Source organism: Solilutibacter silvestris, from assembly GCF_050574925.1.
In the GTDB taxonomy this organism is placed as follows: Bacteria; Pseudomonadota; Gammaproteobacteria; order Xanthomonadales; family Xanthomonadaceae; genus Solilutibacter; species Solilutibacter silvestris_A.
In genome coordinates this window covers 537,337-563,068 of record NZ_JBCMOO010000003.1, presented here as the reverse complement: position 1 = coordinate 563,068, position 25,732 = coordinate 537,337, and the positions used below count along the sequence as shown (strand labels likewise).

At 63.2% G+C, this 25,732-nt stretch carries 21 protein-coding genes; 9 read left to right on the top strand and 12 right to left on the bottom strand.

The genetic code is table 11. The features are described 5' to 3' along the window. Positions 1–45: 45 nt before the first annotated feature. A complete protein-coding gene (locus ABE093_RS09350; protein ID WP_430760597.1) occupies positions 46–1,737 on the bottom strand; it encodes a long-chain-fatty-acid--CoA ligase in 1,692 nt (563 codons plus the stop codon). Between the two features lie 292 nt (positions 1,738–2,029). Next, positions 2,030–4,798, bottom strand: coding sequence for an aconitate hydratase AcnA (gene acnA / locus ABE093_RS09345; protein WP_430760596.1), 2,769 nt, complete (start codon positions 4,796–4,798; stop codon positions 2,030–2,032). Positions 4,799–4,948: 150 nt separating this feature from the next. On the opposite strand from acnA, the gene ABE093_RS09340 reads away from it, so the two are divergent. Genes ABE093_RS09340 through acnB form a run of 3 tightly spaced genes read left to right on the top strand, consistent with a single transcriptional unit; the run spans position 4,949 to position 8,183 of the window. Further along, complete coding sequence (locus tag ABE093_RS09340; RefSeq protein ID WP_430760595.1) at positions 4,949–5,152, top strand: AbrB/MazE/SpoVT family DNA-binding domain-containing protein; 204 nt, start codon at positions 4,949–4,951, stop codon at positions 5,150–5,152. After that, positions 5,149–5,550, top strand: coding sequence for a type II toxin-antitoxin system VapC family toxin (locus tag ABE093_RS09335; RefSeq protein ID WP_430760594.1), 402 nt, complete (start codon positions 5,149–5,151; stop codon positions 5,548–5,550). The genes ABE093_RS09340 and ABE093_RS09335 overlap by 4 nt, the downstream gene beginning before the upstream one ends. Before the next feature lie 47 nt (positions 5,551–5,597). Further along, complete coding sequence (gene acnB, locus ABE093_RS09330) at positions 5,598–8,183, top strand: bifunctional aconitate hydratase 2/2-methylisocitrate dehydratase (RefSeq protein WP_430760593.1); 2,586 nt, start codon at positions 5,598–5,600, stop codon at positions 8,181–8,183. 79 nt (positions 8,184–8,262) lie between these two features. Here acnB and ABE093_RS09325 read toward each other — a convergent pair whose 3' ends face one another. Further along, positions 8,263–9,114, bottom strand: a complete 852-nt coding sequence (locus tag ABE093_RS09325; protein ID WP_430760643.1) for a LysR family transcriptional regulator — start codon at positions 9,112–9,114, stop codon at positions 8,263–8,265. Positions 9,115–9,387: 273 nt separating this feature from the next. On the opposite strand from ABE093_RS09325, the gene ABE093_RS09320 reads away from it, so the two are divergent. Both ABE093_RS09320 and ABE093_RS09315 read left to right on the top strand, forming a co-directional pair. Further along, positions 9,388–10,131, top strand: coding sequence for a hypothetical protein (locus tag ABE093_RS09320; RefSeq protein WP_430760592.1), 744 nt, complete (start codon positions 9,388–9,390; stop codon positions 10,129–10,131). 95 nt (positions 10,132–10,226) lie between these two features. Beyond that, positions 10,227–10,952 (top strand): prolyl oligopeptidase family serine peptidase, encoded by a 726-nt coding sequence (locus ABE093_RS09315; RefSeq protein ID WP_430760591.1) that lies wholly within the window; start codon positions 10,227–10,229, stop codon positions 10,950–10,952. 99 nt (positions 10,953–11,051) lie between these two features. Here the strand turns inward: ABE093_RS09315 and hflD are convergent, their stop codons facing one another. From hflD to ABE093_RS09300, 3 genes are read right to left on the bottom strand one after another with little or no spacing between them, the layout of a single operon-like run. Then, a complete protein-coding gene (hflD, locus tag ABE093_RS09310) occupies positions 11,052–11,672 on the bottom strand; it encodes a high frequency lysogenization protein HflD (protein ID WP_430760590.1) in 621 nt (206 codons plus the stop codon). Next, positions 11,669–12,790, bottom strand: coding sequence for a tRNA 2-thiouridine(34) synthase MnmA (gene mnmA / locus ABE093_RS09305; RefSeq protein WP_430760589.1), 1,122 nt, complete (start codon positions 12,788–12,790; stop codon positions 11,669–11,671). Before mnmA ends, hflD begins: the two co-directional genes overlap by 4 nt. A gap of 10 nt (positions 12,791–12,800) precedes the next feature. Further along, entirely contained in the window at positions 12,801–13,277 is a 477-nt protein-coding gene (locus ABE093_RS09300) for an NUDIX hydrolase (RefSeq protein ID WP_430760588.1), read from the bottom strand. A 100-nt stretch (positions 13,278–13,377) separates the two neighbouring features. On the opposite strand from ABE093_RS09300, the gene clpS reads away from it, so the two are divergent. Then, a complete protein-coding gene (gene clpS / locus ABE093_RS09295; protein ID WP_430760587.1) occupies positions 13,378–13,698 on the top strand; it encodes an ATP-dependent Clp protease adapter ClpS in 321 nt (106 codons plus the stop codon). Positions 13,699–13,742: 44 nt separating this feature from the next. Continuing rightward, entirely contained in the window at positions 13,743–16,040 is a 2,298-nt protein-coding gene (clpA, locus tag ABE093_RS09290) for an ATP-dependent Clp protease ATP-binding subunit ClpA (RefSeq protein ID WP_430760586.1), read from the top strand. Between the two features lie 63 nt (positions 16,041–16,103). Here clpA and infA read toward each other — a convergent pair whose 3' ends face one another. The 6 genes from infA to trxB form a co-directional block, all read right to left on the bottom strand. Continuing rightward, entirely contained in the window at positions 16,104–16,322 is a 219-nt protein-coding gene (gene infA, locus ABE093_RS09285) for a translation initiation factor IF-1 (RefSeq protein ID WP_028839405.1), read from the bottom strand. 105 nt (positions 16,323–16,427) lie between these two features. Continuing rightward, entirely contained in the window at positions 16,428–17,153 is a 726-nt protein-coding gene (aat, locus tag ABE093_RS09280) for a leucyl/phenylalanyl-tRNA--protein transferase (RefSeq protein ID WP_430760585.1), read from the bottom strand. Continuing rightward, positions 17,150–18,292, bottom strand: a complete 1,143-nt coding sequence (locus tag ABE093_RS09275) for a GNAT family N-acetyltransferase (RefSeq protein WP_430760584.1) — start codon at positions 18,290–18,292, stop codon at positions 17,150–17,152. The genes aat and ABE093_RS09275 overlap by 4 nt, the downstream gene beginning before the upstream one ends. 8 nt (positions 18,293–18,300) lie before the next feature. After that, entirely contained in the window at positions 18,301–18,972 is a 672-nt protein-coding gene (locus ABE093_RS09270) for a glutathione S-transferase family protein (protein WP_430760583.1), read from the bottom strand. Positions 18,973–18,984: 12 nt separating this feature from the next. Further along, positions 18,985–20,232, bottom strand: coding sequence for a DUF445 domain-containing protein (locus ABE093_RS09265; protein ID WP_430760582.1), 1,248 nt, complete (start codon positions 20,230–20,232; stop codon positions 18,985–18,987). Positions 20,233–20,261: 29 nt separating this feature from the next. Then, on the bottom strand, positions 20,262–21,221 hold the full coding sequence (gene trxB / locus ABE093_RS09260) for a thioredoxin-disulfide reductase (protein ID WP_430760581.1): 960 nt from the start codon (positions 21,219–21,221) through the stop codon (positions 20,262–20,264). 126 nt (positions 21,222–21,347) lie between these two features. Here trxB and ABE093_RS09255 point away from each other — a divergent pair, with 126 nt between their 5' ends. Together ABE093_RS09255 and ABE093_RS09250 are read left to right on the top strand one after the other, a co-directional pair. Next, positions 21,348–23,732 carry a DNA translocase FtsK gene (locus ABE093_RS09255; protein ID WP_430760580.1) on the top strand — a complete coding sequence of 795 codons (2,385 nt, stop codon included), beginning with the start codon at positions 21,348–21,350 and terminating at the stop codon, positions 23,730–23,732. A gap of 80 nt (positions 23,733–23,812) precedes the next feature. Then, positions 23,813–25,672 (top strand): DUF3857 domain-containing protein, encoded by a 1,860-nt coding sequence (locus ABE093_RS09250; RefSeq protein WP_430760642.1) that lies wholly within the window; start codon positions 23,813–23,815, stop codon positions 25,670–25,672. The last annotated feature ends 60 nt before the right edge of the window (positions 25,673–25,732 follow it).

Below are 25,732 nucleotides of genomic sequence, written 5' to 3'. Positions count from 1 at the left end.
CGCCGACTGACGCAACCCGTGTCGTTTTTATGCTCGTCGGAGCGTTTACGCTTTCGCCGCGCTGTCCCGCAACTCGCGCCGCAGGATCTTGCCGACATTCGTCTTCGGCAGTTCCGTGCGGAACTCGACGATGTGCGGACGCTTGTAGCCGGTGAGGTTTTCCTTGGCGTAGGCGATCACCTGTTCGGCGGTCAGCGACGGATCCTTCTTCACGATCACCACTTTCACCGCTTCGCCGGAATGCTCGTCGGGCACGCCGACCGCGGCGACTTCGGCCACGCCCGGCATCGACGCGATCACGTCTTCGACCTCGTTCGGATACACGTTGAAGCCGGACACCAGGATCATGTCCTTCTTGCGGTCGACGATGAAGACGAAGCCGCTGGGTTCGATTCGCGCCATGTCGCCGGTATGCAGCCAGCCGTTCGCATCGATCTGTTGCGCGGTTTCGGCGGGACGCTGCCAGTAGCCGGCCATCACCTGCGGGCCCTTGATGCACAGCTCGCCGACCGCGCTGCCATCCATCGGCAGAATGTTGCCGTCGTCATCCTTGATGCAGACGTCGGTGGACGGAATCGGCAGTCCGATCGAACCGTTGTAGGCGGGCAGGTCGAGCGGATTGATGCAGGCCGCGGGCGATGTTTCGGTCAGGCCGTAGGCTTCCGCCAAAGTGCAGCCGGTGACGGCCTTCCAGCGTTCGGCGACGCTGCGTTGCACGGCCATGCCGCCGCCCAATGACAGGCGCAGGTGGGAGAAATCGACCTGGTCGAATCCCGGCGTGTTGAGCAGGCCGTTGAACAGCGTGTTGACGCCGGTGAACGCAGTGAACTTGTGCTTCTTCAGTTCCTTCACGAAGCCCGGCATGTCGCGCGGATTGGTGATGAGAATGTTGCGCGCACCGAGTTCCATGAACACCAGGCCGTTCGCCGTCAGCGCAAAGATGTGGTACAGCGGCAGCGCGGTGATGATGGTTTCCTGGCGATCCTCGCTCACATTCGGCGAAATCCATGCGCCGGCCTGCAGCATGTTCGATACCAGGTTGCGGTGCGTCAGCATCGCGCCCTTGGCGACGCCAGTGGTGCCGCCGGTGTACTGCAGGAAGGCAATGTCGGTATTCCTGACTTCGACCTTGGGCAGTTGCGCATTCGCGCCCGCGGCCAAGGCATCGCGATAGCGGATGGCGCCCGGGATCGAATACGCCGGCACCATCTTCTTGACGTTCTTGACGACGAAGTTGACCAGCGCGCCCTTGAGGCCGCCGAGCAGGTCGCCAAGACCGGTGATGACGACGTGCTTGACGTCGGTTTCGGGCAGGGCTTCCTGCAATGTCTTGCCGAAGTTGTCGACCACGACGATCGCGACAGCACCGGAATCCTTGAGCTGGTGCTCGAGTTCTCGCACGGTATACAGCGGATTGACGTTCACCACGGTCAGGCCGGCGCGCAGGATGCCGAAGGTGGCGATCGGTTGCTGCAGGCAGTTGGGCATCATCACCGCGACGCGGTCGCCCTTGGAGAGCTTCAGCGTGTTGAGCAGGAACGAGGCGAAATTCGCGCTGAGGCGATCGAACTCGCCATAGGTGATCGTCTTGCCCATGCAATGGAACGAATCGCGATCGCTGTGCTTGCTGATCGCGCGTTCCAGCACTTCATTGATGGAACCATAGGAATCGGGATCGATGGTGGCGGGAACACCCTTCGGATAACTGGCCAGCCACGGGCGCTCGATTTCGCTCATTCCTGTTGTTCCTTGCACACTGCGGTGGAGTATGGATCGTTCAGCGATTGGAGCATGCGCGCTGCACGTGCGGCAAGCGGCAAGGGTGCTGCATTGCAGCAGTTGCGATGTGCGACGCAATTCGAGCGGGGGCGTGCGGACGCTATGGAGCGAGCCGAGGGATGGCGGATTCCCTGAAGCGACCGTTCCGCCGCATGGATGCGGCGGACGAGCCTACATGGATGTATTCACGGCGTGTCGCGGAAGGGAACCGCCGTCTCTCGGCTGACCCGGTCCCCTGTCGCGATGACGCTCAAGCCGCCTTGCGCGACGCCAGCTGGCGCAGCACGTACTGCAGCAGGCCGCCGTTGCGGAAGTATTCGACTTCCTTCGGTGTCAGCAGCATCACCTTGACCTCGAACGACTTGGTGCTGCCATCGGTCCGGATTGCGGTGACTTGCGCGGTCTTCGATGCGCCGTCCTGCAGGCCGGTGATGTCGAAGGTTTCCGAACCGTCGAGGCTGAGCGACGCGGCGTTCTCGCCATCCTTGAACAGGCAGGGCAGCACGCCCATGCCGACCAGGTTGGAGCGATGGATGCGTTCGAAGCTCTCCGCGATCACCGCCTTGACGCCAAGCAGGTTGGTGCCCTTGGCGGCCCAGTCGCGCGACGAACCGGTGCCGTATTCCTTGCCGGCCAGCACCACCAGCGGCGTGCCGTCGGCCTTGTACTTCATCGCCGCGTCGTAGATGGCGAGCTTTTCGCCGGCACCGCCATTCTTGCCGTAATACAGCGTGTTGCCACCTTCCTCGCCACCCAGCATCAGGTTCTTGATGCGGATGTTGGCGAAGGTGCCGCGCACCATCACGTCGTCGTTGCCGCGACGCGAACCGTAGCTGTTGAAGTCCACGGGTTGCACGCCACGTTCCTGCAGGAAGCGGCCCGCCGGCGAATCCTTCTTGATGTTGCCGGCCGGCGAGATGTGGTCGGTGGTGATCGAATCGCCGAACAGACCGAGTACGCGCGCGCCGTGGATATCGCCGATCGAACCGACCTGCATCGTCATGCCGTTGAAGTAGGGCGGATTCTTGATGTAGGTCGAAGACGCATCCCACTTGTAGGACTGGCCTTCCGGCGACGCGATCTGGTTCCAGCGAGTGTCGCCCTTGAAGACGTCGGCGTAGTTCTGCGCGAACAGTTCCGGACCGACGGTCGCGGCGATGACGTCACCGATTTCCTTGTTCGTCGGCCAGATGTCGCGCAGGTAGACCTGATTGCCATTCGTATCCTTGCCGAGCGGCTCCTTCGTCAGGTCGATGTTGACGGTGCCGGCGATCGCATAGGCGACCACCAGCGGCGGCGAGGCGAGGTAGTTCGCCTTCACTTCCGGATGGACGCGGCCTTCGAAGTTGCGGTTGCCCGACAGCACCGAAGCCACCACCAGTTCGTTCTCGGCGATGCCCTTGGACACCACGTCCGGCAACGGGCCGGAGTTGCCGATGCAGGTGGTGCAACCGTAGCCGACGACATAGAAGCCGAGCTTCTCGAGATCGTCGAGCACGCCGGCTTTCTCGAGATAGTCGGTGACGACACGCGAACCCGGGCCGAGCGAGGTCTTGACCCATGGTGCCGCGGTCAGGCCCTTGGCGGCGGCATTGCGCGCGAGCAGGCCGGCACCGAGCATCACCGCCGGATTCGAGGTGTTGGTGCACGAGGTGATCGCCGCGATCACCACCGAGCCGTCGTTCAATTCGGCGTCCTGGTCCTTGATGCGGATCTTCGACACCGGCTTGGCCGCGAGATGTTCGGCCTGCGGTTGGTCGCCGCCTTCGCCCTTGAGTTCCTCGATCGCGCAACCCACGCCCTTGGCCTTGCGATTGGCGACCAGTGGGCCGAGGTTCTCCTCGAAATTGGCGTGCACGTTTTCCAGCAGCACGCGATCCTGCGGACGCTTGGGGCCGGCCAGCGACGGCTTGACGTCGCCCATGTCGAGTTCCAGCGTCGCCGAGTATTCGGCGTGCGGCGAGTTGGCGTCGTGCCACAGGCCCTGCGTCTTGGCATACGCCTCGACCAGCGCGATCTGCGCGTCGCTGCGTCCGGACAGGCGCAGGTAGTTCAGCGATTCCGCATCGATCGGGAAGATGCCGCAGGTCGCGCCGTATTCCGGCGCCATGTTGGCGATCGTCGCGCGATCGGCCAGCGGCAGGTGCTGCAGTCCTTCGCCGTAGAACTCGACGAATTTGCCGACCACGCCGAGCTTGCGCAGCATCTGCGTCACCGTCAGCACCAGGTCGGTGGCGGTGGTGCCTTCGGGCAATTTGCCGGTGAGCTTGAAGCCGACCACTTGCGGAATCAGCATCGACGACGGCTGGCCCAGCATCGCGGCTTCCGCTTCGATGCCACCGACGCCCCAGCCGAGCACGCCGATGCCGTTGATCATCGTGGTGTGGCTATCGGTGCCGAACACGGTGTCCGGGAAGGCCCAGGCCTGGCCGGCGATGTCGCGTTCCATCACCACGCGGGCGAGATTCTCGAGATTCACCTGGTGGACGATGCCGGTATTCGGCGGCACAACCTTGAAGTCCTGGAACGCTTTCTGGCCCCAGCGCAGGAAGCTGTAGCGCTCCTGGTTGCGTTCGAATTCGATCTTGCCGTTGAGGTCGAGCGCGTCGGGGCGACCGAAAACGTCGACCTGCACCGAATGGTCGATCACCAGTTCCGACGGAATCAGCGGATTGATCTGTTCGGCCTTGCCGCCGAGCTTGGTCACCGCGTCGCGCATCGCCGCGAGGTCGACCACGCAGGGCACGCCGGTGAAGTCCTGCAGCACCACGCGCGCCGGCATGAAGGCGATCTCGGTGTCCGGTTCGACCTTGGGATTCCAGTTCGCCACCGCCTCGATGTGTTCCGGTCCGACGGTTTGGCCGCCGTCCTCGTTGCGCAGTAGGTTCTCCAGCAGGATCTTCATGGAGTAGGGCAGCGTGGCGAGATCGAACTTCTCGCCCAGCTTGGGCAGGCTGGAATAGGTGTAGGACTTCCCGTTGACCTCGAGTTGGGCGCGGGTATTGAAGGAATCGGCCATTGCGGTGCTCCGAAGGGGGAAAGCAGGCTGGATCCATTATCCGCCAGCGTCCGTGACATGCGCCTGCGACCTTGGTGGGGGGGCAGGTCCGGATTGAGTATGTCACGTCAAGTATGTATAATTCGTGCATACCAAACGAGGCATGCCGGGATGGAAGCGATCGTCGCCGAACGTGGCCAGATCACACTGCCCAAGGCCGTGCGTGACGCGCTGGGCCTGACCAAGGGCAGCGTCCTCAAGGTCGAGCTGGATGGCAGCCGGATTGTCCTGCGCAAGAACGTGGATGACGCGATTTCCCGCGTCCGCGGCAAGTTCGCCCTCGACGACGCCGGCGAGCCGGGCAAGAAGAAATGATCGCCGTCGACACGCCCGTCCTGGTCGAACTGCTGACCGATGGCCCGCGCGCCGATGCGGTCGAGGCCTGCCTGCGGCAATGCCTCGGTAGTGGCCGCGTGGTGCTGTGCGATGCCTCGCTGGCTGAACTGTGTTCCGCCTTGCGCAACGGTGCCGATGCGCTGGCCGCGCTCGAGGAAATGGGCGTGCATTTCAGCGCCATCGAATCCAAGTCCGCGGTGCGTGCCGGCGAGATGCAGCGTCGCCACCGCACGCGGGCGGGCGAAGAACGTCCGATCGCCGATTTCCTCGTCGGTGCGCACGCACTGCTGCAGTGCGATGGACTGGTCACGTTCGATACCGCCTTCCATCGCGACTACTTCAAGGGATTGAAGCTGATCGTCCCCGCGAACGAATAACCCGTCTCCCCCATATTTCCTTTTCACCAGAACCACCGGAGCACACCATGTTGCAAGCCTATCGCCAGCACGTCGCCGAACGTGCCGCCCTCGGCATCCCGCCGCTGCCGCTGACCGCGCAGCAGACGGCCGATGTCATCGAATTGCTGAAGAATCCTCCGGCCGGTGAAGAACAGTTCCTTCTCGATCTGATCACCAATCGCGTGCCCGCCGGCGTCGATGACGCCGCCAAGGTCAAGGCCTCGTATCTCGCCGCAGTCGCGTTCGGCACCGAGAAGAACGCGCTGATCTCGCGCCAGCGCGCCACCGAACTGCTGGGCACCATGCTCGGTGGTTACAACATCCATCCGCTGATCGAACTGCTCGACGACGCCGAAGTCGGCACCGTCGCCGCCAATGCGCTCAAGCACACGCTGCTGATGTTCGACGCCTTCCACGACGTGCAGGAAAAGGCCGAGAAGGGCAATGCCAACGCCAAGGCCGTGCTGCAGAGCTGGGCCGACGCCGAATGGTTCACCAGCAAGCCGGAAGTGCCGGAATCGATGACCATCACCGTGTTCAAGGTGACCGGCGAAACCAATACCGACGACCTGTCGCCGGCGCCCGACGCCACCACGCGTCCGGACATCCCGTTGCACGCGCTGGCCATGCTCAAGAACGCCCGCGACGGCATCACTCCGGAAGAAGACGGCAAGCGCGGCCCGGTGAAGTTCATCGAATCGCTGAAGGACAAGGGTCATCTCGTCGCCTACGTCGGTGACGTCGTCGGTACCGGTTCCTCGCGCAAGTCCGCCACCAACTCGGTGCTGTGGTTCACCGGCGAAAACATTCCGTTCATCCCGAACAAGCGCTTCGGTGGCGTTTGCCTGGGCTCGAAGATCGCGCCGATCTTCTACAACACGATGGAAGATGCCGGCGCGCTGCCGATCGAGCTCGACGTGTCGCAGATGAACATGGGCGACGTGGTCGAACTGCGTCCGTACGAGGGCAAGGCGCTGAAGGACGGCAAGGTGATCGCCGAATTCGCGCTGAAGTCCGACGTGCTGCTGGATGAAGTGCGCGCCGGTGGCCGCATCCCGCTGATCGTCGGTCGCGGCCTCACCGCGAAGGCGCGCGAAGCGCTGGGCCTGCCGGCTTCGACGTTGTTCCGCCTGCCGCACAACCCCGTCGATACCGGCAAGGGCTATTCGCTGGCGCAGAAGATGGTCGGTCGCGCCTGCGGCCTGCCGGAAGGGAAGGGCATCCGTCCGGGCACCTACTGCGAGCCGAAGATGACTTCGGTGGGTTCGCAGGACACCACCGGCCCGATGACGCGCGACGAACTGAAGGATCTGGCCTGCCTTGGCTTCTCCGCCGACCTGGTGATGCAGTCGTTCTGCCACACCGCGGCCTATCCGAAGCCGGTCGACGTCAAGACCCACCACGAACTGCCGACCTTCATCAGCAACCGCGGCGGCATCGCGTTGCGCCCGGGCGACGGCGTGATCCACTCGTGGCTCAACCGCATGCTGATGCCCGATACCGTCGGCACCGGCGGCGATTCGCACACGCGCTTCCCGGTCGGCATTTCCTTCCCGGCGGGTTCGGGCCTGGTGGCATTTGCCGCCGCGACCGGCGTGATGCCGCTGGACATGCCGGAATCGGTGCTGGTGCGCTTCAAGGGCGAGATGCAGCCGGGCGTGACCCTGCGCGATCTCGTCAACGCGATTCCGCTGGCCGCGATCAAGCAGGGCCTGCTGACGGTGGCGAAGCAGGGCAAGAAGAACATCTTCTCCGGTCGCATCCTCGAGATCGAAGGCCTGCCGCAGCTGAAGGTCGAGCAGGCGTTCGAACTGTCCGATGCCTCGGCCGAACGTTCGGCTGCCGGTTGCACGGTCAAGCTCGACAAGGCGCCGATCATCGAATACCTCAACAGCAACATCACGCTGCTGAAGTGGATGATTGCCGAAGGTTATGCCGATGCGCGTTCGCTGTTGCGCCGCATCAAGGCGATGGAAGCTTGGCTGGCGAATCCGCAGCTTTTGGAAGGCGATGCCGATGCCGAATACGCCGCGGTGATCGACATCGACCTCAACGAGATCGTCGAGCCGATCGTTGCCTGCCCGAACGATCCGGATGACGTGAAGACGCTGTCCGATGTCGCTGGCGCCAAGATCGACGAAGTCTTCATCGGTTCGTGCATGACCAACATCGGCCACTTCCGCGCGGCCGCCAAGCTGCTGGAAGGCAAGCGCGACATCCCGACGCGCCTGTGGGTCGCGCCGCCGACCAAGATGGATGCCTCGGAGCTGACCAAGGAAGGCCACTACGGCACCTTCGGCACCGCCGGTGCGCGCATGGAAATGCCGGGCTGCTCGCTGTGCATGGGCAACCAGGCGCAGGCGCGCGAGGGCGCAACGGTGTTCTCGACCTCGACCCGCAACTTCCCGAACCGTCTGGGCCGCAACACCAACGTGTACCTCGGCTCGGCGGAACTGGCGGCGATCTGCTCGCGCCTCGGCCGCATCCCGACCCGCGTGGAGTACATGGCGGACATCGGCGTGATCAACAGCAAGGGCGCCGAGATCTACCGCTACATGAACTTCGACCAGATCGAGGAATACAAGGAAGTGGCGGACAAGGTCGCGGCCTGATTCTCGCGCGACAAGGTGTAAAGAAAACGCCCGGGGTTTCCGGGCGTTTTTCATGATGCGGGACCTGCAGAGTTGCTCCTTATGCCTTGGATAACAGAGTCAAAAGCCACGATCTGAAAGCATTCATTGCGGACGTGATCTGGCGACTCTTTTGCATTACCAACCAGTATGCTCCGGTGTCGACAAGGATAGGGAATGGTTGAGCCAATCTTCCGTTTTCGATGTCTCGTTCAAACATGCATACCGGTACCAGCGCAACCCCATATCCATCTATGGCTGCTTGCGCCATCAATGAAGATGCATCAAAGATTGGTCCACGCGCTGGCACAGGAGTCAAGCCAGCGGCGTCGAACCACGCCGGCCAGTCTTGTGGTCGATAAGAGCGCAACAGCGGCACATCACGTAGGTCTTCCGGCCTTTGCAGGCGGGCAGCAGTTAGGGGTGAACACAGTGGCGACATGGGGGCGTCCAATAGACGCTCGGCGTGTAATCCGTGCCAAGCACCGTCTCCGAAGCGGATTGCGAAATCCAAGCTTTCACCTGCTACATCTACCCGGTTGTTATTGGTAAGCAAGCGCAGATCGATGAAGGGGTGGCGCTCTTCAAAATCTCTTAGTCGCGAGAATAGCCAGCCACTTGCAAAGGTGCCCACGACGCTGACCGTCAGCACCTCGCGTCGGTGGCCATTTTCAAATTGATCCAGCAGATGTCCGAGACGCGTAAATGTATCGCTCAACGTTGGCACTAGAGCGAGGCCTTCATCAGTGATGACCAACCCCTTTGACGTGCGCCGAAATAGGCGAGCGCCAAGACGGTCTTCGAGGGACTTTACTTGGTGGCTGATAGCAGCAGGAGTAACCGATAGTTCGTCGGCCGCAAGCGTGAACGACAGATGTCGAGCTGCACTCTCGAATGCTCTCAACGCATTCAACGAGACTGCAAAGCTTGAGACATTGTTAGATATTCTTGAAGCTGCCAAAAGATAATATCCTTTGCGGACACGCGGGCCAGATCGCAATATTACGCGGACCGAACTATTTGGAGGTGCCGCAACATGAGTAATTCAGCTTTGCTCATAACCTAGTCGCGCTGCTCTCGGCTGCAACATGCGGAGGCATCTGAGTGCGATCAGTCGGATGCAAACAATATGCTTTTATTGCAACAGCTTTTCGGGACATCCCGAAGGCATGCTCTGAGGTCTTGAATGCTTTTGATAACTGCAGCTTCGTCCATTCTTGCTTTGAATCTGTCATCAGCAAGAATTACTCAAGAGACTGTTTACGATAGTGTCCGGTCGCGTGACATTCCCGTCCGGATTTCTTTCCCGGCCTCGGAAAGGAAATGCACACTCAGGCATAAATGCGCTGTGGCACTCATTGCGCCTGGAGGTGGGTTGGGGCCGGATGATTATCGGTTCGTTGCCGAAATTTTTAATAATTTCGGCTATTTGGCAATCGGAATCCAATCGGTTCTTCCCGGAGATCCATCCGATGGAGTCAGTGGAAATATCATTGCGGACCGTAGTCCAGGCTGGCAGAGAGGCGTAGATGATTTGCATGCCGTTCGACGCGAATTGAGTCGCAAGTATCCTCAATACGAATGGAAGAAATCCCTGACTTTGGTTGGTCATTCTAACGGCGGCGACTATTCATCCATGGCATTGCAACAACAACCAGGGTTCGCACAAACACTGATTACCCTAGACAATCGCCGCTTCCCATTGCCCCGGAGCAAGTCGATTCGTGTCCTTTCGATTAGGGGGGGTGATTTTCCGGCCGATGCGGGCGTATTGCCGACTCGGTTGATCACTAATCGTCGTTGCATTGTCTCGATCGACGGTTCTAGGCATGACGACATGAATGACCGCGGACCGGACTGGTTAAAGTTTAGGATTCGGCAGGTCATTACCTCGTTTGTTTCCGAAAACCACTGCGAACAACAGTCATGATGCGACTGTCTCTAGCGGCTGTGCTCGCTTTTGCAACTTTGGGTGGGTGCGCGTCTATCGGTGCCAGACACGAACTCGTCAGGAATGTACCTGCCTTGAACTTTGACAGGCTCGCGACCTTGAGTGGGCAGCAGTTCGAACAGCATGAGTTCAAAGCCTCAAACGGAGTGACAATCCCGTACCGGGTTCTCATTCCCTCGCATTTACAACCAGGTATCCGCTATCCATTGGTTGTGCAACTGCATGGCTCCGCTGCAATCGGCGTCGATAATCGGAGCCAGTTGACCCCCTTTGCCAAAGCTTGGGCCGCGCCCGAATTGCGCGAGCGCTATCAGTCCTACGTCATTCTGCCGCAGTTTCCGATCCGCAGCGTCAACTATTCGCCAATGCCCCCCGATCTGAGTGTCGAGCCTTCTCTGGTCGTCGACAGTGCGATCGAACTCATCAACGACTTCATTGCCCGCAATCAGGTAGATCGAAAGCGTGTCTATGCATTCGGGTTCTCCATGGGTGGATCAACGACTTGGCAGCTTGAAGCTAAACAGCCGACTCTGTTCGCTGCAATGATTCCGATTGCTGGTATCGCGCCGAATGACGCACTCGTTGATTTATACAAGGACAAGCCGATCTTGATGATTCACAGTGATGCCGATACCGACAACCGCATTGACGCAGATCGCAGGTTCTTCGAGACAATAAAGGATGCTGGTGGCAAACGTATTTGGTTCAAAGAGTATGCCGAGCTGAACCACTTGCTTCCCGACGATATGTATCCCGGATTATGGTGGCGAGATTGGTTGTTCTCGCAGAAGCAACGATAAGTATCGAATGGTGGTTATTGACACCGATTCCAGCTATTGTCCAAATGCTAGCCAAGACGCCGGTGCATTGATCGCAATCAATTGGTTGGGTTAATTAGCTCAGCTTCGCTGCAACAACTGCTCAACGCTGTCCGTCATCCGCTTCCGCTGCAACAAAAAATCCAGCGACGATCCGCCGAGCTGCCGCCACAACACCGCGGAACGCAGCGCCGCCAACAGCAGCGCGCGGATTTCGCCGACCACGCCAGTCTGGTTGAGGTAATGCGGATTGCCTTGCACCATCACCTTCGGCGACAGCGGGCTGATGTGTTTCACGTAGAGGTCGGCGAGGGCGTTGAGGACTGCCGGTTGTGTCGGCTCTTGTCCGGCGCTGTGCGCGGCGAGTTGCCCGATGTCGTCGCGCAACCTGCGCTGCACGTCGCTATCGCGACTGTAGCTGCGTTCCAGCGCGAGGACGCCCATCACCAGTTTCGGGAATTGCGGATCGCGTGATTCCTTGCGCAGCTGTTCGCGCAGGCGCAACAGGCCGGGTCGAATCGTGCTGACGGTGCCGTAGACGTCGTCGGTGCTTTCGGGATCGAGCTGGAACACGCTCGCGAGCACGCCATCCATCGCGCGCACGTCGGCCTGGCCGTTTTCGGCGAGGCGGCGTACTTGCACCAATGCCTGGGCGAGGCCGGCGAGGGCGAGGACGCGATCCTGGACTGGGGCTTGGCTCATGCAGAAAATATCGGATTGAATGTCGGTTCGAGGGGGGCATCGGTGGCGGCGATCACTGCACCGCCGAGGCATTCATCGCCATCGTAAAGGACCAGCGATTGTCCTGGCGTCACCGCGCGTTGCGGCCGCGCGAATTGCACGTCGACGCTGCCGTCGTCGCGCGGGATCACGGTGCAGGCTTCCGCCGGTTGGCGGTAGCGCGTCTGCGCCAGGCACTGGAACGATGTGGGGCGCGTTTCGCCGGAAATCCAGTGCATGGTTTCCGAACGCAGGCGGTTCGATTGCAGCCACGGCGAATCGTGGCCTTGTTCGACATAGAGGATGTTGCGGGCGACATCCTTGCCGACCACGTACCACGGCGCGGCATCGCGTCCGCGCACACCGCCCAGTTGCAGGCCGCCGCGCTGGCCGAGGGTATGGAAGAACACGCCCTGGTGTTCGCCGAGGACGCTGCCGTCGGGCGTGCGGATCTCGCCAGCCTGCATCGGCAGGTATTGCGAGAGGAAGGTGCGGAAGTCGCGTTCGCCGATGAAGCAGATGCCGGTGGAATCCTTCTTCGCCGCGGTCGGCAGTTTTGCTTCGGCGGCCATTTTGCGCACGTCGGGCTTGTGCAGCTCGCCTAGCGGGAAGCGCGTCGCCGCGAGTTGCGCCTGCCCGAGCTGGTGCAGGAAATAACTCTGGTCCTTGTCGCCGTCGATCGCGCGCAGCAGCCGCCAGCGGCCGTCGCGCTCGTCGATGCGCGCGTAATGACCGGTGGCGATCTGTTCGGCGCCGAGATCGCGGGCGGCATCAAGGAAATGCTTGAACTTCACTTCGCGATTGCACAGCACGTCCGGGTTGGGCGTGCGCCCGGCGGCGTATTCGTCGAGGAAGTGGCGGAACACGCCATCCCAGTATTCGCTGGAGAAGTCGCGGAAGTGGATCGGAATCCCGAGTCGTCCCGCCACTGCCACCGCGTCGCGACGATCGTCTTCCACGCGACATTCGCCGCTGCCGTCGTCGGCCCAGTTCTGCATGAACAATCCGGCGATCGATTCGCCGGCGTCGCGCAGGCGCAACGCCGCCACCGAGGAGTCGACGCCCCCGGACAGGCCAACGATGATGTTCGCCGCGCTCACTGCACCACGCTCACTTCAGCTGCGCGGCCATGTCGAGCGGGTAGCGGCGACCGGAAAGGAAGTCCTGGGCCACGCGCCATACCATCGGGCTGCGATGGTCGGCCATGCGTGCCTCCAGCTCCGCCGGCGTCCACCAGTGCGCGGCGATGATGCCGTCGTCGAGCGAACGCGCGGCGTCGTGTTCGACCGGCTCCGCGGCGAAGGCGAAGCGCAGGTAGTGGCGGCCCGAGCCTTCCGGCGCCGGGGGCGCGGTCCATTGGTAGGCGCCGATGAAGGCGGTCAGCCGCACGTGCCAGCCGGTTTCCTCCAGCGTCTCGCGCAGGGCGGCGGCCTGGAGCGTCTCGTCGGGTTCGAGGTGGCCGGCTGGCTGGTTGATCACCACGCGGCCACCGGCGCTTTCCTCGACCATCAGCAGGCGGCCATCGCGCACCACCACGGTGGCGACGGTGACGTCGGGTTGCCAGAAACGGCCTTCGCGGTAGCTCACATCAAGAATCCCCAGCGGAATCAAGCCATTGTGGGGTCACGGCCCGGCGGCGTCCATTCGGCGGGAGGCGTTTTGTAATGTCAGGATTTATAATTGGCGCATGAGCCAGGAACGCGACACCGCCCAAGAGCGCGGTACCGTGGCCGAGGTTGCGCGGCCAGAAACGCAGCCACCTTCGCGCTATGCGGTGCTGATGCTGAACGACGATTTCACCCCGATGGACTTCGTGGTGGAGGTTTTGACGCGCTTTTTCGCCATGGACCTGGAGAAGGCGACCCAGATCATGCTCCACGTCCATACCCGTGGCCAGGCCGTGTGCGGGGTTTATACCCGCGACGTCGCCGAGTCCAAGGCCGGGCAGGTGAACGAATACGCCAGGCTGGAACAGCATCCCTTGTTGTGCCGGGTGGAAAAGGCGTAGCGTCGTCCCCATAACGGTCCCAGACCATCATTGGGGAAAGCTCCATGTTTTCCAAAGACCTCGAGACCACCATCGGCCAGTGCTACAAGCACGCCCGCGAGCAGCGCCACGAATTCATGACCGTGGAACACCTGCTGCTGGAGCTGGTCGACAATCCCGCCGCGCGTGAAGTCCTGACCGCCTGCCGCGCCGATATCCCGCGCCTGAAGGCCGACCTGCAACGCGCGATCGAAGCCTCGGTCGCGGTGCTGCCGGAAGACGACGGCCGCGACACCCAGCCGACGCTGGGCTTCCAGCGCGTGCTGCAACGCGCCGTCTACCACGTCCAGAGCTCCGGCAAGGCCGAAGTCACCGGCGCCAACGTGCTGGTGGCGATCTTCGGCGAGAAGGATTCGCACGCGGTCTACCTGCTCAACCAGCAGGACGTGACCCGCCTCGACGTGGTCAATTTCATTTCGCACGGCCTGTCCAAGCATGGCGAGGAACAGGCGTCGTCCGATGCCTCGCGTTCCGGCGAGGAAGGCGAGGGCGAGGAGGGCGGCAGCGCCGGTGGCGGCGATCCGCTGGCCGAGTTCGCGACCAACCTCAACGCATCTGCGAAGGAAGGCAAGATCGATCCGCTGGTCGGCCGCGCCGATGAAATCGAGCGCACGATCCAGGTGCTGTGCCGCCGCCGCAAGAACAATCCCCTCTACGTCGGCGAGGCCGGCGTCGGCAAGACCGCGATCGCCGAGGGCCTGGCCAAGCGCATCGTCGAGGGCGACGTGCCGGAAGTGCTGAAGGACGCGACGATCTTCTCGCTCGACCTCGGCAGCCTGGTCGCCGGAACGAAGTACCGCGGCGATTTCGAGAAGCGCCTCAAGGCCGTGCTGGCCGCGCTCAAGAAGATTCCGAACGCGGTGCTGTTCATCGACGAGATCCACACCATCATCGGCGCCGGTTCGGCGTCGGGCGGAACGATGGACGCCAGCAACCTGATCAAGCCGGCGCTGTCGTCGGGCGAACTGCGCTGCATCGGTTCGACCACCTTCCAGGAATATCGAGGCGTGTTCGAGAAGGATCGCGCGCTCGCCCGTCGTTTCCAGAAGATCGACATCGTCGAGCCGACCGTGCACGAGGCCGTCGAGATCCTCAAGGGCCTGAAGCCGAAGTACGAGGCGCACCACGGTGTGAGCTATGCCGATGACGCGATCCAGGCTGCGGTCGATCTCTCGGTGAAACACATCAACGACCGCCTGCTGCCCGACAAGGCGATCGACGTGATCGACGAGGCCGGCGCCCGCCAGCGCATCATCGCGGAAACGCTGCGCAAGTCGGTGATCGATGTCGAGGAGATCGAGACCATCGTCGCCAAGATGGCGCGCATCCCGCCCAAGCAGGTCAACACCAGCGACAAGGACACCCTGCAGCAGCTCGAGCGCAACCTGAAGATGGTGATCTTCGGCCAGGATCCGGCGATCGAGACGCTGGCGTCGGCGATCAAGCTCGCGCGTTCCGGCCTCGGCAATCCCGACAAGCCGATCGGCAGCTTCCTGTTCGCCGGGCCCACGGGCGTCGGCAAGACCGAGGTGACCAAGCAGCTGGCGATGCAGCTCGGCATCGAACTGGTGCGCTTCGACATGAGCGAGTACATGGAGCCGCATTCGATCAGTCGCCTGATCGGCGCGCCTCCGGGCTATGTCGGGTTCGACCAGGGCGGCTTGCTGACCGAGAAAATCGTCAAGACGCCGCATTGCGTGCTGTTGCTCGATGAAGTCGAGAAGGCGCATCCCGACATCTTCAACATCCTGTTGCAGGTGATGGACCGCGGCGTGCTGACCGACACCAACGGTCGCGAAGCCAACTTCCACAACGTGATCCTGGTGATGACGACCAATGCCGGCGCCGCCCAGGCCGCGCGTCGCAGCATCGGGTTCACCCGCCAGGACCACAGCACGGATGCGATGGAAGTGATCCGCAAGGGCTTCAGTCCGGAATTCCGCAATCGCCTCGATGCGATCGTGCAGTTCCAGGCGCTGGGCACCGATCACATCCTGCGCGTGGTCGACAAGTTCCTGATCGAACTCGAAGCGCAGTTGCAGGAGAAGCACGTCACCCTGTCCGCCACGCAGAAGGCGCGCGAGTGGCTGGCGCAGAACGGCTTCGATCCGCTGATGGGCGCGCGCCCGATGGCGCGCCTGATCCAGGACAAGGTCAAGCGCCCGCTCGCCGACGAGCTGCTGTTCGGCAAGCTGGTGGAGGGCGGCCATGTCGGCCTCGACGCCAACGATGACGGCCTGGTGCTGAACATCGAAGCCGCCAGCCCGGCGGCGCCGAAGGAAGAAACCGCGCCGGTGGTTTGATCGTAGCAGGCACGAAAAAGGCGACCCTCGGGTCGCCTTTTTCTTTGGTGCGTATCGCCGCGATCAGCGATGGCGATAGGTGATGCGGCCCTTGGTCAGGTCGTAGGGCGTCATCTCGACCTTGACGCGGTCGCCGGTCAGGATGCGGATGTAGTTCTTGCGCATGCGCCCGGAAATGTGGGCAATGATCTCGTGCCCGTTCTCCAGCTTGACCCGGAACATGGTGTTCGGCAGGGTCTCGGAGATCGTGCCTTCGAACTCGATGACGTCGTCTTTCGCCATAAATACTCAAGTAGGTGGGCAGCCGGTGCGGCGCCCGAAAGAGGGGAATTGTCGCATGCCAACGGGATCGGCGCAAAAAGCGGCCAGACCCGGTCCGAAATAGGTCTAGTCGGCCAGCCCGGAGACAGGCAAGCCAGGAAGATCGGCAGTCCACGGCCCGACGACTCCGGGCAGGTCCACCAGCGCCGCGATCCGTCGCGCGAACAGGTCTCGCGGCAGCGTTTCCGCGCCGAGGGTGCGCAGGTGCGGGCTCTCGACCTGGGCATCGATCAATGGCCAGCCGCGGTCTCGCAGGAGTCGGGCGAGCGCGGCCAGCGCGATCTTGGAGCCGCCGGATTCGCCGGAGAACATCGATTCGCCGTAGAACATCCGGCCGATGGCGACGCCGTAGATGCCGCCGACGAGACGTTCACCGTCGAAGACCTCGACCGAATGGGCATGGCCAAGTCGATGCAGTTCCACGTAGGCATCGATCATGCCCGCGCCGATCCAGGTCCCGCGTTGGCCCGGGCGCGGCGAGGTCGCGCAGGCGCGCATGACCTCGGCGAAAGCGGTGTCGGCGCGCAGGGTCCAGGTGCCATGGCGCAATCCACGGCGGAACTTCGTCGACAGGCGCACGCCATCCGTGCGAAACACCATGCGCGGATCCGGCGACCACCACAGGATCGGTTCCCCCGGGTTGAACCACGGAAAGATGCCGTAGCGGTAGGCATTGAGCAGGCGCGTCGGCGACAGGTCGCCACCGGCGCAGAGCAGGCCGTCCGGCTGGCGCAGGGCGCGTTCCACGGGCGGGAATGGCGTGTCCGGATCGGCGGGCAGGACCGGAATCATGACCGGATGTCGCCATCACGGAATGGCGAGTGCCGATGCAATCGCGCGGCATGGCGGCGGACATCGCGACGTTCGGCGGCGCACCAGTCATCCAACGCACCGCGGAAGCGCGGGTCGGCGATCCAGTGGCGACTACGCACGAGCGTGGGCAGGAAGCCGCGCGCGATCTTGTGTTCGCCTTGTGCGCCGGGCTCGAAACGTGTCAGTCCATGCCGCAGGCAGTAATCGATGCCCTGGTAGTAGCAGGTCTCGAAATGCAGGCCCGGCAGCTGTGCATGACTGCCCCAGTAACGGCCATACAAGGTGTCGCCGCCACGCAGGCAGAGCGCGCCGGCGATGGCCTCGCCATCGACTTCGGCGATGAACAGCACCAATTGCCGCGGCATCGTCCGAGCGATTTCGCGGAGGAATTCCAGCGTCAATGCCGGCGAGTTGCCGTATTCGGCGAAGGTCTGCAGGTAGAAACCGTGGATCGCCGCGAGATCGGCGTCGCTGGCTTCATCGCCGTGCACGACGCGGAAGGTCACGCCGGCGCGTTCGACCTTGGCGCGTTCCTGGCGGATGTTCTTGCGATGCTTGGCATCCATCGCGGCGAGGTAGTCGTCGAATGTCTTCCAGCCATCGCGGTTGTTCCAGTGGTACTGGATGTCCTCGCGCAGCAGCCAGTCTTCACCAAAGCCGGAATCTTCATCTTTGGGATGAAAATTGACGTGCACCGACGACAACTCCTGCGCGCTGCACAGCTTCGTCATTGCGTTCGCAAGCGCCTGGCGAAGCTCCGGCGTTTGCGCCAGCAGGCGTGGCCCGGTGACCGGCGAATAAGGCGCGCCGCACAACCATTTCGGGTAGTACTCGAGGCCGTGCTGGGCATAGGCGTGCGCCCAGGCGAAATCGAACACGAACTCGCCATGCGAATTGGACTTCAGGTACATCGGCGCCGCGGCGACCAGCGTTTCCTCGTCCCACAGCGTCAGGTGATGCGGCGCCCAGCCCCAATCGGCGCGCAGGCAGCCTGTGCGTTCCAGCGCCGACAGGAAGGCATGGCGAACGAAGGGGTGATCGCTGGAATGCAGTGCGTCCCAGCGCCCGGCGGGAATGGCGTCGAGCGATTCGAGGATGCGGGCCTGCAGTGCGGGCATCGCTCCGGTCAGGCCGCGGGAACGCGCAGGTCGTCGGTCACGCGGCCGTGCGCAGAGATGCTGTCTTCGTGTGCCTGTTCGCGCCAGGTTTCAGCGAGTGCGGCGGCGTACCAGTCGCGCATGGCCGGCAGGTCGCGCAGGCGTTGTGCATAGGCGGACGCAGCGTCGCCCAGCTTCAGCCCGTAGGTCTGGATGCGGAACGCGACCGGTGCGAAGAAGGCATCGACCGCGGTGAATTCGCTGCCGGCGAGGAACGGGCCGCCGAAGCGCCACAGGCCTTCGTTCCACAGCGCATCGAGGCGGGCGATGTCATCGGCGAGCGCCGGCGATATCGAGGCCAATTCGACCCGCTGGCCGCAGCTCATGGAGCAGACGTTGCGCAATTCCGCGAATCCGGAATGCATTTCCGCCGCGGCGGAACGCGCCCAGGCACGGGCGATGACATCGCGCGGCCACACTTCCGAATGGTGTTCGGCCAGGTATTCGGTGATCGCCAGCGAATCCCAGACGGTGATGTCGCCGTCGTTGAGGCAGGGCACGCGGCGCGTCGGCGAGAACGAGAAGAGTTCACCGAAGGGATGCATGCGTTCCTCGAACGGAATGCCGAGCGTCTTCAGCAATACCCAGGGCCGCAGCGACCACGACGAATAGTTCTTGTTGGCGATATGCAGGGTCAGCATGGCGTCCTCGATTCAATGCAGCAGGGGGAGTTGGAAGATCGCGTGGAGCAGGAGACCGGCGAGTCCGCCGATCACCGTGCCGTTGAGGCGGATATATTGCAGGTCGCGGCCGACGCTGCGCTCGATTTCGTCGACCAGGAAGCGAGTGTCCCATGCATCCACGGTCTGGCGAATATAGGCCGGTGCGATGACACGCAGTTGCGCGGCGATGTGCTCGCCGGCGATCCGCAACTGTTCGTTGGCGGTGGCCTGCCACACCGGGTCGTTGCGCAGGCGCTGGCCCAGGCGTTCGGCGTACTGGCGGAACTGCCGCATGCTGGTGGAATCGTCACTGGCGAGATCGGCGCGCAGCCAGTCGCGCAGCTGCCGCCACAGGCCACGGACGTAGTCCTGCAGTTCGGGACTGTCGATCAGCTTCTGCTTGAACACGGCGATGCGCTGCTGGAGCTCGGGATCGTCCTCGAGGGCATCGATCAGGCGCATGGCTTCGGCGCCATAGCGTTGGCGCAGGGGGTGGTCGGGCGTGTTCAACACGTCCTGCACTTCCTCGATGATCGCGTTGGCGAGACGGGTCGACAGCGAGACGGCGAGGTCCTCGGTGTAGTCGAGCTTGTCGGCCAGCCAGGTGAGTTTGGGGAATTCCCGGCGGGCCATCACGATCAGTTTTTCGGTGATGAAATCGCGCACGCCGGGTTGGCCCATCCATGCCGCGACCTGCGACAGGCCGGCGTTCAGCACTTTCTGGTGATGGCCGCCGCGGGTGAGGACGTGCATCAGCTGCGACGCGGTGCGCGCCGCGTCCCATTGCTGCAACTGGCGGCTGGCCATGGCCATCAGTTCGCGTTCGAAGACCGGGGAATCCAGCGCATCCAGCGATTGCCGCGCCCACGACTGCAATTGCCGCGACAATTGTTCGAGGCGTTCCGGGGTCGAGAGGAATTCGCCGAGCCGCAGCGCCGGATTCCATTCGTCCACCCGTTTCAGGATCTGCTCGGGGGCGAGGAAATTGTCGGCGACGAAACGCGCCAGCGCATCGGCGATGCGTTTCTTGTTGCGCGGAATGATCGCCGTGTGCGGAATCGGCAATCCCAAGGGATGGCGGAACAGCGCGACCACCGCGAACCAGTCGGCAAGGGCGCCGACAGTGGCCGCTTCGGCGAAGGCGCCGATCCAGCCCCAGATGCCTTGCCGACCGAAATGTTGCGCCACCACCAGCAATGCGATCGCACCGAGCAGGAAGGCCAGGGCAATGGCCTTCATGCGGGCGAGGCGGCGGGCGCGGTCTTGAGTCAGCCGTTCGACTCCAGCCAGCGCTCGGCGTCGAGCGCGGCCATGCAGCCGAAGCCGGCCGAGGTGATCGCCTGGCGGTAGTGCTGGTCGGCAACGTCGCCGGCAGCGAACACGCCCGGCGTCGAAGTCATGGTGGCACCGCCTTCGAGGCCGGACTTGATCTCCAGATAGCCGTTCGACATCGCCAGCTGGCCGTCGAAGATCTGGGTATTGGGATGATGACCGATCGCCACGAACATGCCGTGCACGGCGATGTCCTGCGTCTGCCCGGTCTGGGTCGACTTCAGGCGCAGGCCGGTTACGCCCATGTCGTCGCCCAGCACTTCGTCCACCGCGTGATGCCAGATCGGCACGATCTTGCCGGCCTCGATCTTGGCGAACAGCTTGTCCTGCATGATCTTCTCGGCGCGCAGGGTGTCGCGACGGTGCACCAGGTAGACCTTGTTGCACAGGTTGGCGAGGTAGAGCGCTTCCTCGACCGCGGTATTGCCGCCGCCGATCACGGCGACATCCTTTTCCTTGTAGAAGAAGCCGTCGCAAGTCGCGCAGGCGGAGACGCCGCGACCCTTGAAGTGGTCTTCGCTGGGCAGGCCGAGGTATTTGGCGGTCGCGCCGGTGGCGATGACCAGCGCGTCGGCGGTGTATTCGCCGGCGTCGCCGACCAGGCGGAACGGGCGCTTGGACAGGTCGGCGCTGTGGATCTGGTCGATCACCACCTCGGTGTCGAAGCGTTCGGCGTGCGCCTGCATGCGCTCCATCAACGCCGGGCCCATCAGGCCGTGGGCATCGCCGGGCCAGTTGTCGACTTCGGTGGTGGTCATCAGCTGTCCGCCGATCGCCATGCCGGTCACCACGACGGGCTTGAGGTTGGCGCGGGCCGCGTACACGGCGGCGGTCCAGCCGGCGGGGCCGGAACCGAGGATGAGCAGGCGGCAATGCTTCGGGGAGGACATCGACATGATCGTTATACTTGGGATCGTATGAAGTAGGGCAGGCGGCTAGTGTAAGCGTCCGTTCCATTCAGATGCGGGCTGCTGCCCGTTCCATCAACCCCCAGCCCAACATCTCCCGAGTCAGAACACACCTTGGCAGCCACTCGACCCAACCGCCGCACCCGCGCCAAATCCGACACCGGGACCGAGCGCGCTCGCGCGACGGCCGAGCCACGGCCGCCGATGAGTCCGCAGCGCAAGCGGATGATCCGCGACATCACCCTGATTGCCGTCGCGCCGATCCTGCTTTATCTGTTCGCCTGCCTGTTCACGTATTCACCGCAGGATCCGGGCTGGTCGAGCAGTGTCGGCGTCACCACGCCGCTGCATAACGTCGGCGGCAAGGTCGGCGCGTGGCTGGCCGATGTGCTGATCTACCTGTTCGGCTATGTCGCCTGGCTGGTGCCGGTGCTGCTCGGGGCGGTGGTGTGGATCACGCTGTTCCGGCCGGTCGATGCCGAGGCCAGCGAACAAGAAGCGGAAATCACCCCGGCGCTGCGCCTGATCGCGCTGTTCGCCTTCCTGATCGCCGCGGTCGGGCTGCTGCAATTGCGGATCGGCAACGTCGAGAATTTCTCGGCGGGCGCGGGCGGCATCCTGGGTCGCCTGGTCGGTGATTCGCTGCGGCATACCGTCGGCCAGGCCGGCGGCGTGTTGTTCATGATCGCGTTGCTGCTGATTTCGGTAACCCTGGCGACGCGCTTCTCCTGGTTCTGGCTGATGGAACGCATCGGCGGCTGGGTGATGGCGGTCCCGGGGATGTTCCGCAAGGGCCAGCAACAGGCCAGCGAATGGCAGGAAGCGCGCCAGATGCGCGAGGAGCGCGTCGAGGCGCGCAAGGTCGATACCGAACTGCGTGCCAAGCGCGAGAAGGTGAAGATCGAACCGCCGGCCGCGCCCGTCATCGAGAAATCGGAACGCGCCAAGCGCGACCAGCAGATTCCGCTGTTCGTCGGCGGCGATCCCGGTGCGTTGCCGCCGCTGGCGCTGCTCGACGATCCCAAGCCGCAGGCCAAGGGCTACGACGAGGAAACCCTCGAAACCCTGTCGCGCCAGATCGAATACAAGCTCAAGGATTTCCGCATCGATGCGCAAGTGGTCGGGGCCTATCCGGGCCCGGTGATCACCCGTTTCGAAATCGAGCCGGCGCCGGGCGTCAAGGTCAGCTCGATCAGTTCGCTCGACAAGGACATCGCACGCGGCCTGTCGGTGAAGTCGGTGCGCGTGGTCGACGTCATTCCCGGCAAGTCGGTGATCGGCCTCGAAATCCCCAACACCAGCCGCGAGATGATCTATCTCTCGGAACTGCTGCGGTCACGCGAATACGACAAGTCGGCCAGCCCGCTGACGCTCGCCCTCGGCAAGGACATCGCCGGCCGGCCAACCGTCGCCGATCTCGCGCGCATGCCGCACTTGCTGGTCGCCGGTACCACCGGTTCCGGCAAATCGGTCGCGGTCAACGCGATGGTGCTGTCGCTGCTGTTCAAGGCCAGCGCCAAGGACGTGCGCATGTTGATGATCGATCCCAAGATGCTGGAACTCAGCGTCTACCAGGGCATCCCGCACCTGCTGGCGCCGGTCGTCACCGACATGAAGGAGGCCGCCAACGGCCTGCGCTGGTGCGTTGGCGAAATGGAGCGCCGCTACAAGCTGATGAGCGCGGTCGGCGTGCGCAACCTCGCCGGCTTCAACAAGAAGGTGAAGGACGCCGCCGACGCCGGCCAGCCGATCATGGATCCGCTGTTCAAGCCATCGGGCATTCCGGACGAGGCGCCACAGCCGCTCGATACCTTGCCGTTCATCGTCGTCTTCATCGACGAATTCGCCGACATGATGATGATCGTCGGCAAGAAGGTCGAGGAATTGATCGCACGACTGGCGCAGAAGGCGCGCGCCGCCGGCATCCACCTGATCCTGGCGACGCAGCGTCCGTCGGTCGATGTCATCACCGGCCTGATCAAGGCCAATATCCCGACCCGCATCGCCTTCCAGGTGTCGAGCAAGATCGACTCGCGTACCATCCTCGACCAGTCCGGCGCGGAAACGCTGCTCGGCCACGGCGACATGCTCTACATGCCGCCCGGCACCTCGATGCCGGAACGCGTGCATGGCGCCTTCGTCAGCGACGAGGAAGTGCATCGCGTGGTCGAACAGCTCAAGCAGAGCGGCCAGCCCGATTACATCGACGGCGTGCTGGAAGAAGTGCAGACGATGTACGACGGCAGCAGCGTCGGCGCGACCGGATTGCCGGAAGCGTCCAGCAGCGGCGACGACGAAAGCGATCCGCTGTACGACGAGGCGATCCGCATCGTCACCGAAACGCGCCGCGCGTCGATCTCCGGCGTGCAGCGTCGCCTCAAGATCGGCTACAACCGCGCCGCGCGACTGGTCGAGGCGATGGAAGCCGCCGGCGTGGTCAGCCCGCCTGAACACAATGGCGATCGCACCGTGCTGGCGCCGCCGCCGGTCCGCGACTGAGCGCTGCTGCAACCCGGGCAAATCCCCGCATCCACCATTCCCGACGAGGTCCAAGGATGACGATTCGTTTCGCATGGCTGGTGCTGCTGTCGGGATTGTGCGTGCCCATGTCGCTACAGGCCCAGGAAGCGACCAACAACGCCAGCCATGTGCGCTATCGCGCCGACTACGTGGTGGCTGCCGACGCCACCTATACCGAGACGGATTTCAACGACATCCTGGTGAAGACCAAGGCGGGTGTCGACGGCTACAGCCAGGTCCGCCTGGACTACAGCAGCAAGCACGAAACGCTCGACGTGCTCGAGGCATACACGATGGGGCCGGACGGACAGCGCCGCGACGTGCCCAAGGACAAGATCTACAGCCAGGAAAGCTATTCCAGCGCCAGCGGACCGATGTACGCCGACTACAAGGTCAAGATCATCGTGTTCCCGGATCTCGCGCCAGGCAGTCATCTGGTCTATTCCTTCCGCAAGCACGTGCTGCATCCGACGTTCGGCGGCTATTTCCGCATCCTGGAAGCGTTCAATCCGTTCGAACAGTTCGACGATGCCGAAGTGACGTTGCAGGCGCCGAGCGACATGCCGATGCATCTGTTCGTCCGCGACGTGCAGGGCGACAAGCCGGTGACCGCTGGCGATCGCACCAGCTGGCGCTGGCGGTACCGTCGCAGCGAGCCTCTGAAGTCGCAGACGTTCTCCGCCGAAGCCTGGGAATACGGGCCGGTGGTGATGGCCAGTACCTATTCCGATTTCTCGCAGCTTGGCCGTGCGTACGACGTCAAGGCGAAAGCCGCCGCCGCGGTGACGCCGGCGATCCGCGCGCAGGCGGATGCCATCACCAAGGGCATCGACGGTCGTCGCGCGCAGGCGCAGGCGATCTACGAATGGGTGGCGAAGAACATTCGCTATGTCGCCATCTATCTCGGCAACGGCGGCTACGAGCCCAACAGCGCCGACAGCATCCTTGCCAACCGCTATGGCGACTGCAAGGACCACACGGTCATCCTCGAGGCCTTGCTGGCCGCCAGGGGCATCGCCAGTTCGCCGGTGTTGATCGGTGCCGGCGGCGGCCCGGAATGGTCGCAGGTGGCGTTGGTCGAACGTTTCAACCACGCGATCAACTATGTCCCGGAATTCGATCTCTACCTCGATTCCACCAGTCCGTTCGCGCGCTTCGGCCAGCTGCCGGGTGGCGATCTCGGCAAGCCGGTCGTGCACACGCGCGACGGCCGCCTGGCCTGGACGCCGGCCAACGATGCCAAACGCAACTACAGCCATGTCACGACCGCGTTCCGTTACGACGCCGACGGAAACGCCAAGGGCCAGACAGGCATCGACATCGGGCCGGTGGGTGAAATCGGATTGCGCGGCGCCTTTGCCCAGGTCAATGGACAGATCCGTTCGATGGTGGAGCAATCCTTCCTCGGCCAGGCGGGATTGATCGGAAGAGGAAAGCTCGAATTGCATGGCGATGCCACCGACCTGCGCCAGCCTTACGGATACGGCTTCGGCTTCGAGGCGAACGATGTCGTCGATTTCAGCGTGCCGGGCGGGATGACGTTGCCGCTGCCGCCGGGCAGCGGCTCGCTGCGCAACAAATACCAGCGTTATGCCAATCCGACCAACGAAGTGCCATTCCATTGCTCGGACGAATCGCGCGAGCAGGAAACCTATGTCCTGGAATTCCCCGCGTCGGTGAAACTGGATGCGATCCCGAAGGACACGGAATTCAGCAATGCCGCGGGGCAGTACAGCGCACGCTGGCAGCGCGACGGGCAGAAGGTCACGGCAGTGCATGTCCTGCAGTTGAAGTCGGTGCGTGGCCCGCACGCCTTGTGCCAGCCGCAGGATTACGGCCTGTACCGCGCCTTGATGCAGGCGGTCCGACGCGGGTTCCGGGCCCAGGTCGTCTACGGCGATCTCGTCGCGCAGCACTGAGGATTCCTCCGAGCGCTGTCAACCACGACCAGCGCCTGCGCGTTGTTGTTGCCGACGCAC